This is a genomic window from Mesorhizobium sp. WSM4847 (assembly GCF_055811335.1).
Genome location: NZ_JBVVPY010000037.1, coordinates 34,355 through 45,826 on the forward strand (window position 1 = coordinate 34,355; position 11,472 = coordinate 45,826).

Annotated in this window: 4 protein-coding genes and 6 pseudogenes; 5 read left to right on the plus strand and 5 right to left on the minus strand. The window is 60.8% G+C overall.

Annotated elements, in window-relative coordinates:
- Positions 1-73: 73 nt before the first annotated feature.
- From AC0L28_RS32425 to AC0L28_RS32435, 3 genes and pseudogenes are all read right to left on the minus strand, one after another.
- Positions 74-3,145 carry an efflux RND transporter permease subunit gene (locus AC0L28_RS32425; protein ID WP_473482466.1) on the minus strand — a complete coding sequence of 1,024 codons (3,072 nt, stop codon included), beginning with the start codon at positions 3,143-3,145 and terminating at the stop codon, positions 74-76.
- A pseudogene (locus tag AC0L28_RS32430) lies at positions 3,142-4,226 on the minus strand (efflux RND transporter periplasmic adaptor subunit). The gene AC0L28_RS32425 and the pseudogene AC0L28_RS32430 overlap by 4 nt, the downstream one beginning before the upstream one ends.
- Positions 4,216-5,294, minus strand: a pseudogene (locus AC0L28_RS32435) (efflux RND transporter periplasmic adaptor subunit). Before AC0L28_RS32435 ends, AC0L28_RS32430 begins: the two co-directional pseudogenes overlap by 11 nt.
- A gap of 112 nt (positions 5,295-5,406) precedes the next feature.
- Here AC0L28_RS32435 and AC0L28_RS32440 point away from each other — a divergent pair.
- Positions 5,407-6,024, plus strand: a complete 618-nt coding sequence (locus AC0L28_RS32440) for a TetR/AcrR family transcriptional regulator (RefSeq protein WP_473482468.1) — start codon at positions 5,407-5,409, stop codon at positions 6,022-6,024.
- Positions 6,025-6,141: 117 nt separating this feature from the next.
- Here AC0L28_RS32440 and AC0L28_RS32445 read toward each other — a convergent pair whose 3' ends face one another.
- Both AC0L28_RS32445 and AC0L28_RS32450 read right to left on the minus strand, forming a co-directional pair.
- Positions 6,142-6,807, minus strand: coding sequence for an aminotransferase class I/II-fold pyridoxal phosphate-dependent enzyme (locus AC0L28_RS32445; protein WP_473482470.1), 666 nt, complete (start codon positions 6,805-6,807; stop codon positions 6,142-6,144).
- 212 nt (positions 6,808-7,019) lie between these two features.
- Positions 7,020-7,223: pseudogene (locus tag AC0L28_RS32450) on the minus strand (MocR-like pyridoxine biosynthesis transcription factor PdxR); the annotation flags it as partial.
- 537 nt (positions 7,224-7,760) lie between these two features.
- On the opposite strand from AC0L28_RS32450, the pseudogene AC0L28_RS32455 reads away from it, so the two are divergent.
- From AC0L28_RS32455 to AC0L28_RS32470, 4 genes and pseudogenes are all read left to right on the plus strand, one after another.
- Positions 7,761-8,439: pseudogene (locus AC0L28_RS32455) on the plus strand (B3/B4 domain-containing protein); the annotation flags it as partial.
- A gap of 67 nt (positions 8,440-8,506) precedes the next feature.
- Complete coding sequence (locus AC0L28_RS32460; RefSeq protein WP_473482472.1) at positions 8,507-9,145, plus strand: LysE family translocator; 639 nt, start codon at positions 8,507-8,509, stop codon at positions 9,143-9,145.
- A gap of 24 nt (positions 9,146-9,169) precedes the next feature.
- Positions 9,170-9,919: pseudogene (locus AC0L28_RS32465) on the plus strand (dihydrodipicolinate synthase family protein); the annotation flags it as partial.
- Positions 9,829-11,042 (plus strand): annotated as a pseudogene (locus tag AC0L28_RS32470) (ISNCY family transposase); the annotation flags it as partial. The pseudogenes AC0L28_RS32465 and AC0L28_RS32470, both read left to right, overlap by 91 nt.
- Between the last annotated feature and the right edge of the window lie 430 nt (positions 11,043-11,472).

Sequence of the window (11,472 nt, forward strand, 5' to 3'; positions counted from 1 at the left end):
TCGAGAGGAAGAAGTGCATCGACGCGCCTTAAATCTGGAGAAAGAAGGGCGCTCGTAAGCGCCCTTTCGTGGATCAAGCATGTGCAGGGTCCGGGGAGATATCCGGTTCTTCGCGCGGTATCCGGAACCAGGCCACATAAAGCGCCGGCAGGAAGAGAAGCGTGAGCACCGTGCCGACCACGATCCCACCCATCATGGCATAGGCCATTGGCCCCCAGAAGACTTCCCGGGAGATGGGGATGAGCGCGAGCGTCGCGGCCGCGGCAGTCAGCAAGATCGGGCGCATGCGGTGTTCCGTCGCCTCGACCACCGCACGCCACGGCGGCACATCCTCGCTGCGCAGATGCTCGATCTGGACGACGAGGATGACCGAGTTTCGGATCAGAATGCCGATCAGTGCGAGCACGCCGAGGATCGCGACGAAGCCCATCGGAGCATTGCTGAGAAGGAGTGCCGCCACGACGCCGATGAGAGCGAGCGGAGCGACTGCGAAAACCAGGAACAGGCGGCTGAAGCTCTGGAGCTGGATCATCAGGATTGTCGCCATGGCGAACAGCATGAGCGGAGCGACTGCGGCGATTGGTCCCTGCGCGTCGGCGCTCGATTCTACCGAGCCGCCGACCTCGACCTTGTATCCCGCAGGAAGAGCTTTCGTGAACTTTTCGACCTCGGGCTTGAGCTGTTCCACGATAGTAGCGGGCTGTGTCGACCCGGTGACCGCGGTCTTCACTGTGACCGTAGGAATGCGATCCCTTCGCGCGATCATAGGCTGTTCGAGCTCGTAGCGGAACTTGGCGACTGCGGAAAGCGGGACGGACTTGCCGTTCGATCCCGGAAGTTGGAGGTTTCTGAGCGTGTCGATCGAGCCTCGCTCAGCGTCTTGCGCCCTGCCGATCACGTCGATCAGGTAGATGCTGTCGCGGATTTGCGTCGCCGAGGACCCTTCGACGATGCTGTTGAGCACGTTAGCGATATCCTCTGAGGTGACGCCGAGCTGGCGAGCCTTGTCCTGGAGCACATCCACCTTCACGACGCGCGAGGGCTCGTTCCAGTCATAGGTCATGTTGGCGATGAGAGGATGCCGGTTGACGATGGATCCCAAGCGATGCGACAGCTCTCGCACCGTCTGGATGTCCGGACCGCTGACGCGGTACTGAACGGGCTTGCCCACCGGTGGGCCGATATCCAGGAGTTTCACGAAAGCGTCGGTACCGGGAAAGGTCTTTGCGACATAGGCCTGCAAGGCTGCGCGCAGCCTGTCCCGAGCTTCCAGGTCCTTGGCGACGATGACGATCTGCCCGAACCAGACATCCGGGGTCTGCACATCATAAGACAGAATGAAACGCGGCGCGCCTTCCCCGACGTGCGTGGTCCAGTGGTCGATATCGGGATTGCCAACGAGTTTCTCCTGTTCGAACTGCGTCATCTGGCGGTTCGTTTCCGCTATCGCGCTGTTTTGGGGCATGCTCCAGTCGACGACCAATTCGACGCGGTCGGACGCCGGGAAGAACTGCTGCTGCACCAGGCCAAGACCGCCGAGCGAGAGGCCGAAAACAGCGATGGTGGCGGTGATCGTGACCCAGCGCCAGCGCATGGCAGCCCCCAAGAGCCAGGCAAATCCCCGCGCGGCGCGTCCCTTACGCTCGTGGCGGGACTTCATTGTCTTGGGCAGGATCGCCACGCCCAGCAACGGCGTGAAGAGAACGGCCACGACCCAGGACACCACGAGCGAAACCGCAATGACGACGAACAAGGTGAAGGTGAATTCGCCCGCCGCGCTGTTGTTGAGGCCGATCGGGATAAAACCTGCGACGGTGACAAGCGTGCCTGTCAGCATCGGAAAGGCAGTCGACGTATAGACATAGGTGGCGGCTTTGCGCAGATCGTCGCCTGACTCGAGGCGCGCCACCATCATCTCAACGGCGATCATGGCATCGTCGACGAGGAGCCCCAACGCGATGATTAAGGCGCCGAGCGAAATGCGCTGCAGCGAGATACCCGTAGATTCCATAACGACGAAAGTGATCGCCAGGACAAGCGGGATCGAGATCGCGACCACCAGCCCGGCGCGCAGTCCGAGGCTAATGAAGCTGATCGCCAACACGATAGCGATTGCCTCAAACAACGCTTTCGTAAAGCCGGACACCGCTTCATCCACGACGGCCGGCTGGTCGGAAACCCGCTCCACGTTCACGCCGATCGGAAGATCGGCCACGACGCGCTTCATTTCCTCGTCCAGCGCCTGGCCGAAGTTCGTTAGATTGGCACCCGTCGTCATGCCAATTGCCAGGCCGATTGCGGGTTGTCCGTTGAAGCGGAAGAGCGCGGACGGCGGGTCGACATACCCTCGCTTGATCGTCGCGATGTCGGTCAGCGGGAAAAAGCGATCATTCACTCTAAGGTTGATGGCCCTCAAGCTCTCTTCCGTCGTAAACCGGCCACCGACGCGCAACGCGATCCGCTCCGGTCCTGCATCCACGAAGCCGGACTGCGCCACTGCGTTCTGGGCTTGAAGCGTTTCGATAACGGCCTGGCGGTCGATGCCGAGCGCTGCGATCTTGCGGGTCGAGAATTCAAGATAGACGGCTTCATCCTGAGCCCCGATAATGTCGATCTTGCCAGCATTCGGAACCGTCAGAAGTTTCGCCCTGGCGTCTTCCACCAGATCGCGAAGTTGGCGCTGCGTCAGGCCGTCGGATCTGAAGGCATAGATGTTGCCATAAACGTCGCCGAAGGTGTCATTGAAGAACGGACCGACGACGCCGCTGGGAAATTCGCCCTTGATGTCGTTGATCATGTTGCGGACGCGAAGCCAATTGCCCGTCACGTCCCTTGCTTTGGTGGTCGCAAGCAATTCAACGTAGACCGTAGTCTGGCCAGCGACCGTTTCGCTTCGCGTGTAGTCCAGCGCGTCAAGCTCCTCCAGCTTCTTCTCGATCCTGTCCGTCACCTGACGGGTCATTTCTTCCGCAGACGCGCCCGGCCACTGCGCGTTGATGATCATCGTCTTGATGGTAAAGGCAGGGTCTTCTTCACGGCCGAGGTTGAAGTAGGAAAACGTGCCTGCAAGGATGAAGACGACCATAAAATACCAGACGAGCGAACGATGCTCGAGCGCCCAGTCTGAGAGGTTGAAGGGTTTCAATTGATGGTCTCCTGATCGATGCGAACGGTCTGGCCGTTTACGAGCGTGTTGACGCCAGCGGTGACGATCCTGTCACCGGGTTTGATCCCGTCGGTCACGGTGACGGGGCCACCTGCGACGGCTTGTTCAGCAAGCGTGACCGGGCCGGAGGTGACCTCCCCGGTCGCGTTGTTGACGATCCAGACGAATGCCTGCGATCCCTTTGTCCGGATCGCGGAGGATGGCAGCCGGATTAAAGTCTTCGCCTCACCCAGGGAACTGGCCGTTATGACCGAGCCGAGCCTGAGTGCCTCAGGCGGATCGATCAGCGTCAACCGTGTGCGTCGCGTGCGCGTCGCGTCGTCCGCGTCGGGCGTTATCTCGCGGACCACGCCCCTGGCGTGAATGCGGGGATCAAGTTGCAAGGCGACCTCGAAGAAAGCGCCGGGCTTCAATTGATCGCCGGCGGCATCGGGCACATCGACCACCGCGTCGCGCTCTTCCGGTCGCGCGACCGTAGCAACACTCTGCCCCGGCGAGGCGACTTGGCCCACCTCGGCGGCGGTCGCGGTGACCACACCGTCGAATTCGGCGAGCAGACGCGAATAGCTCAGCTGTTCGTTCGCCTTGTCGAGATTTGCCTGGGCCTTGGCGAGCGCAGCTTCTGCGGTTTTGCGCTCCTGCTCGGCAGTTTCAAAGGTAGCCCTGGCCCCGATCTGTCTCTCGAGCAGAGTTCTCTGCCGGTCTTCTGTAATGCGGGCATTGGCAAGTTGCGCCTGGCTGTTGGTAAGGTCGGACTGCGCGCTTTTGACAGCCAACTCGAGAGCCACCGGATCGATGGCCGCCAAGACGTCGCCCTTTTTGACGAGGTCGCCCACCTGGACGTTGCGGGCGATGACTCGCCCAGAATGCGGAAGCTGAACTGGGTCTCGACGCGGGCCTGGACAGTGCCGGGCAGAGTGAATGTCGCCTGCCGGACCGGTTCGGCTAACTGAGATAGCACCGGGCGCGGAGGCAGCGATGCTGCGTCCTCGTCCTTCTGGCAAGCGGACAGCAGCGCGGCCGTTGCCAAAAGCGCCGCCAGGCGGGGATCAATTTTCATCTGCGGCTCCTTCATAAGACACGAGGTCGCCCTCGCTGAGAAACTTCGTGCCGTTGGAAACAACAACGTCACCGGCAGACAGGCCGGATTCGATGGAGAAGCGTCCGCTGGCATAGGCTGCGACCTTCACGGGATGGAGGGAGACGGCGCTCGTCTTCGGATCGACAAGCCAGACGGCCGTCCGCCCAGCATAGGAGGCCATAGCCGACCAGGGGAGCTCGACGACGGTCTCAGGCTTGTACCGCGCGGTGGCAACCACGGCGCTCCCCAGGGGGGCGTCAGGGGCATCTTCGAGAGCGAGCTTCACCCGGATCGTCCCCGTCGTGGTGTCGATGGTTGGCGATACCTCCCGGACCTTGGCCCGAAACTTGTCTTTGCCCGACAGGAGCCTGACCCCGGCAACGTCCTCAAGCACACGTCCGAGAAGAGCGGACTCGTTGGCATTGATCACGGCGTCTCGGGGACCGTCATGGGCGAGCGTGAAAACGAGTTGGGCGGCCTGCGCCACCTGACCTACTTCGGCGTTCCTGGCGGTAATAATTCCGTTGGCATCCGCCTTGAGGTCCGTCTGGCGAAGCGTATCGCGGGCCGTATCCAGCTGTGCCTGCGCCGACTGAACCGTGGACTGTGTTGTTAAAAGGGCTTCGCGTGCGTCATCGAGGGCGGCCCGCGTGGTCACGCCTTTGGTGAAAAGGCTCTGCTGCCTGTCGAATGCCTGCCGGGCCTGCGTTTGCTGTGCCTCCGCAGATTGGAGGTTGGCAAGTGCCACCTGGAGGTCAGCCGTCTGCTCTTGCGTATCGAGGCGCGCGAGAACCTGCCCAGCCTTGACGTGATCGCCGACATCCACCACCCGTGCGATAATGCGACCGCTGACGCGGAATGAAGATCGGACTGGACCCTGGCACTGATTTCGCCGGTCGTCGAGATGGTTTCCGACACCGGTACGGCTTGAACAGCAACCGTCTCCACGTGTCGCGCGTTTTTCTGTCGAGCTCCTTCCTGAGGAGCGCAGGCCGTGACGCATGCGACGGAAAACCCTAATAAAGTGGCTGTTGTTAAATGTCGCATAATTCGCCTCTCAGTCGCTTTTACAGCCGATTACCATTGACTTATCGGAAAGTCAATGAAATTATTGCGACAGGGTAAGGCCTTTAGGATCTGTTCGTAAGGGAGTGTGAACATGAAAAAGCTGACGCGTGCTGAACAGAAGGCTCTCCGGCCTGCCCAGATTCTCGATGCTGCCTTTGAGGAATTTATCGAACAGGGCTACACGGCGGCGCGCGTGGAAGATATTGCCGCGCGGGTAGGAGTGACAAAGGGGACGGTCTATGTCTACTTCCCCACGAAGGAAGTTCTTTTTTCTGCCATGGCACGGCATATCGCGGTACCGTTCGAGGACGTTCTAGCCGACGCCAAGGAACTGACCGGAAGTTACGCCGAGCGGCTGAGGTCATTGATCCTGCTTTTCTACGAACGCGTTATGGGGGACCGCAGAACCCGGGAATTGCTCCGCTTCGCTATTTCTGAGGGCGTGCGTTTTCCCCAGCTCATTGATGCGCATCACGCAGAGCTCATCGAGCCGATCCTCGTCACGGCGCAGACGCTCATCGACGAAGGTGTCCGTCAGGGTGAGTTTCGGGACGGGCCTGCGGCGGTTGCACGCGTCATACTTGCGCCTGCGTTGTCGCTGATCGTCGAAACCTTGATCCACGACGGTCGTCTCGATCTCGAAACGCCGAGGTATATCGAAGCCCATCTTGATCTGGTTTTGCACGGTCTCGCTGCCCCTAACAGCTGATGAGGCGAGACGGGCGACGCGTGGTTGATCCGAAAACCGCCCTACCCGAAAACGTTTTCTCTCCAGGTCACAGAAACAGCGGATGCGTGGGTACCTCTTGCAATGGAAACTATCTGATCATCGATAACTTCCCGTTGTCGCCCCCGGTCCCGCTTGGGGGGCCGCTTCGCCGACGAAGCCGAGGTATGCGCGAGGTAATTTTTCCACTCCTTTGGCGAGATGATCGACAGACATGGATGCATAGCCAAAGATATATCCGGCTCGTTCATCGGTCGGGGATGAGAACAGGCGTGTGACGGGATTGATTCCGATATGGTGGTTTCGAGCGGTATCTGCGAAACGCGCCTCTTGCCCGGCGCAAATCGTGTTGAGCCACACGACGACGTGAAGTCCCGCAGTCGTGCCGACGATCTCGATATCGTCCGCAATTGCGCGGATCATTGACGCCAGAAATACGGCGCGTCTTTCTGCGTTAAGTCTTCGCATCCTGCGGACATGCCGCTCGTAAGCACCAGTCTCGATCAGCGCGGCGAGAGCCTCTTGCTCGAACGTGAATGTGTGCCGATCGGCAATCCGCTTGCAGTCGATGAAGGCATCGACAAGTGGATGCGGAAGCACGATGTATCCGAGCCTGAGCGTTGGTGACAGCCTCTTCGAGACCGTCCGACATAGATGACGCGGCCCCGTCCAGACAGATGGAGAGGCGGTATGGGGCCAACGTCGTACCGATACTCGCTGTCGTAATCGTCCTCGATGACGTAGGCATTTGCCGACGCGGCCCACTCCAATGCCTGGCGATGCGCAGCAGGCAACCCCCCTCCCAGGGCCCTCCCAGGGGGAACTGGTGGCTCGGAGTCACGTACGCCACCGCAATGTCGCCAGCCTCGAGCAGCTTCGTGGTGTCCATGCCATGAGCGCCACAGGGCAGCAACGGTGTGCGCTCCGACTGCGAGCATGACGTTCTTGGCCATGGCATAGCACGGGTCTTCGACCACGACCCGGTCACCGGGGGTGACAAGGACCCGAGCGCAGAGGTCGAGCGCCTGTTGCGATCCGTTCACAACGATGATCTGGTCGAGATCGCAACTGATGCCCCTTGAGCGCCAGACGTAGCCCTGCAAAACATCTCGCAAGGATTGGCTTCCTGCCGGGCCATCGTATCCCAATCTGTCGCGACGCATGAGGAAGGCGGTGTTCATCGCCTTTCGCTAGGGAGCCGTTGGAAAGTCCGCTGACGCGATATGCCCGTAGCGGAAATCGAACTTGAGCGGCGGCCTCCCGGCGGTGCTGTTCGACGGCAGAGCCATCGCACGAGTTGACGTGTGGCCATCGCCGAACGGTCGGCCGGGGTGACCTGGCTCGGCCGCCCTGCGGCCGCAACCGACGCTTTCCGTCCCTGCTGTACCCAGACATAGCCCTTCGAATGAGTTGGTCGAATGCGGCGGTCACGGTCGCCCTTGAAAAACTCCAGTTCTTCCGCAAGCGACCGACTTGAAGGTAGAGCGTCACTGACACCGTACACTCCGGCCTGGATCTGCTTGAGCAGGGACTGATAAATTCGACGCGTCGCTCCTGTCCTGCGAGAACCCTCCTTATACTGGACCAGTTAAAATCTCCATAAGTGGCAGTTTAATTTGGGCCAGTGAGCTGCAATATTGGTCTGCAGTCAAGGACGCGATCGTCTCTGGTCGCGCCGCTCATGGATTGCTTGCCCTTGAATTGATGGAGTTGCCTGGATGTTTGAGGATCCCATCATCGATGGTCGAATTCAGAATATTGCATCGGGATTTAGAGCCGTGAGCGTCTACGTCGATGCCACTTCAGCTGGAGAAGGACATTTCGATCCTCGATTGCTTGCTGAAGCCTGCGATTGCGCGTTGGCGGGTGGCCCGGCTTGGGCAGAAGCTCATCTGGCGAGTTGGTCCGACGCCTACGTCCTCTTTGGCGCGAAGCCTAGCCGCACGCCGTGCTCAGCCCAGGCCCTCAGAAAGCGGGTTCTGAAAGACGGCACCCTTGCGACGATCAACCCAGTCGTCGATCTCTACAACGCCGTCAGCCTGAAATACGCAATCCCGGTGGGCGGAGAACCACGACGCCTATGTCGGGAGACCCTTCCTGACGATCGCGGACGGGAGTGAGACGTTCGACACTCTGATGAACGGGGAGGCAGTCGACGATCCTCCCCTATTGGGAGAGGTCATCTGGCGCGACGACATTGGCGTCACTTGCAGACGCTGGAACTGGCGACAAGGAACTCGAACCCGCCTTGAGGCCGCAACAGGCCGGATGTGGTTCATATTGGAGGCGTTGGAAACCATGCCCGACAAAGCGCTGGCGGAGGCGACAGATGCCCTAGCCGAAGGGCTGAACGCGTTGATGCCGGGCTGCAGGATCGTCAGCCAAGCTATCGCCATCACCAAATGGCGTTTCCGGTCGAGCGGTCGCATTAATGATTTGAATGAGAATCTCAAGGGCTCAGAGAATGAATGTCGATCTCCATCAGTTGCTCATTGTCTTTGCTGCATATGTCATTGCCGCGGGAAGCCCCGGCCCCAGCAACATGCGCATCATGGGCGTGGCGATGGCTCGCGGCAGAGGTGCTGCGCTCATGCTCGCCTCGGGTGTTGTCAGCGGCTCGATCTTCTGGGGTTTGATGGCCTCGACCGGCATCTCCGCCCTGTTGGCCAGGTACGCCAAGGCACTGCTCGTTCTGCAGATTTTGGGAGGCCTCTACCTGCTATACCTTGCCTTCAGGGCGGGACGCTCGGCGCTTACGTCGAACGAGAAGCTGGCGGCGCGCGCCTCGGCCGACGAAGTCGCTCTTTCAAGGGGGGAGCTGTATAGAAGGGGCCTCTTGATGCATTTGGCGAACCCAAAATCCGTGCTGGCATGGATCGCGCTCGTCACGCTGGGGATCGGCCCGAATTCGTCGTGGCAGAGCATCGCGGCGATATTGGGTGGCTGCGCCGTCCTAAGTATCACGATCTTCTGCGGCTACGCCATTGTCTTCTCCACACCGCCGATGGTGGCTCTGTATCGCCGCTGTCGCCGCTGGATCGAAAGTCTGCTGGCAATGTTCTTCGCGTTCGCCGGGCTGCGCATGCTGCTTTCCCGTATGTAGTTTCGAAAGGATAGATGATGACCTTTGTTTCGTGGCCTGTCGGCGTTCCCCCTCACGCCAACCGATGGGGAAGGGCATGTCGACACCGAGGCACTGGCTCGTTTTCTCGAGCGCATTCACCACGCGGGAGCAGACTCTATCGGGCTGCTCGGAAGCACGGGCGGCTATGCTTACCTCACGAGGGAAGAACGCAGGCGTGCCGTCCAGGCTGCCGTGGAGTGCATCGGCGGCAAAACGCCTCTTGTCGTGGGTGTGGGTACACTGCGTACCAACGAAGCTCAGGCTCTGGCGCGCGATGCCAAATTCGCTGGCGCTGACGGCCTGCTCCTGGCACCGATGTCCTACGTTCCCCTGAACGAGGACGAAGTCTTCCAGCACTTCGTCGCGGTGGCCGAGGCGGGGGACCTGCCTTTGTGCATTTACAACAATCCAAGCACCACGCGCTTCACATTCAGCGACGCATCGATTGCCCGGCTGTCAGCGGTGTCCAACATCGTCGCCTTGAAAATGCCTCTGGCGGCGAATGACGATTACGCGGGTGAACTGGCACGTCTGCGGCAGATAACCCCGGACACTTTCACAATCGGATACAGCGGCGATTGGGGCGCGGCCGATGCCCTGCTTGCCGGATGTGACACCTGGTACAGCGTTGCGGCAGGTCTGCTGGCGGTCCCAGCGCTTGCGCTGACGCGTGCAGCGCAGTCCGGCGACGCTGTGGAGGTCGCTCGGTTGAACCACGCTTTCGAGCCGCTCTGGACCTTGTTCAAACGCTGGCGCGCGAGAAGCTGCTTGAGCGGCACCAGCTTGGGGTAAGCAAGGAGACCTTGCGCAAATGGATGACGGAGGCGGGCATCTGGACGTTGCGGCGGGAGCGCAAGCGGAGGCTGCATCAGCCGCGCGGCCGGCGCGACTGTCTTGGCGAGATGGTGCAGATCGACGGCTCGCATCACTGGTGGTTCGAGGGGCGCGGGCCCAAATGCGCCCTACTCGTCTTCATCGACGACGCGACCGGCCGGCTGTTACATTTGCGCTTTGCCGGGTCGGAGAACACGTTCGACTACTTTCATGCAGCGAAGGCCTATCTCGAGGCATGGGGCAAGCCGCTGGCATTCTACAGTGACAAGCACGGCATCTTCCGCACAACGCATGGCTCTAAGTTGGACCGCGGCAGCGGCCTGACGCAGTTCGGCCGGGCGCTCTACGAGCTCAACATCGACATCATCTGCGCCAACTCCCCACAGGCGAAGGGCCGCGTCGAGCGCGCCAACCAGACGCTGCAGGACCGGCTTGTAAAGGAGATGCGCCTGCGCGGCATCAGCACGATCGAAGCGGCCAATGTCTTTGCGACTGAGTTCATGGCGGACTTCAACGTGCGCTTTGCCAAGGAGCCGCGCAACCCGAAGGACATGCACCGTCCCCTCGCCGCTCATGACAACCTGGACGGCGCCCTGTGCCGCAAGGAGGTCCGTACGCTGACCGACGCCCTGACGCTGCGCTATGACAAGGTGATGTTCATTCTCCACCCGACCGAGACCGCGAAGAAGCTCGCCCGCAAGAAGGTGGTCATCTGCGACTATCCCGATGGCCGTCTCGAGATCAGGCATGAGGCGTTGCCCTGTCCTACAAAGCCTTCGATGAGCTGCGCGCTGTCCATCGTTCGGCAATCGTCGAGAACAAGCGGCTGGACGCCGTTCTGGAGATGGTTGCCGAGATGCAGGTTGGCCGCGACTTGCAACGCAGCAAGCGCGGGCCACGCCGCACCGGTCAGACCGACCATATGTTCGGAATCCCTGACGGCGCTGAGAGCAACGGTTATGTGAGGAGTGGTCGCAAGCGCGGCAGGCCGCCTGGTTCCGCTCGGCGAGAGCAAGCGCCCGCTGACGCCCCCGTCCCGGAAGTCGGGCGCACCCCCGACGACCTCGATCTGCGGCTGACGGAGAGTGACAAGAGTCGGATCGCCGATGTCGTCACGATGCTGAGCGAATACAGGGTCCCGCCGCGGTCGACCTCGGCCAACGAAGCTCCTCCGTAGCGGCAGCTCTCAAAGCTAAAGCCGAGGAGCTTGGCTGAGCCGCACCCGATCGGGCTGCGCAACCCCGACCAGCTTACGCCCGATCGGGTACTCACGTCGGCGCCAAGAAGCGCGTCACTGTCGCGCTTCTAAATTGCTGCGACCTGCCCTGCGAATTGCCCCTTTGCGACATTTCTACTTTGCCAGCAACGCGACATTCGAACTTGGTTGCAACGTGACCCTAGGTGTTTGATCCCGGACTTTAATGGCGCATCATTGCCGTCCGAATCAAAGGATGCGCTATGGGACAGGTTCT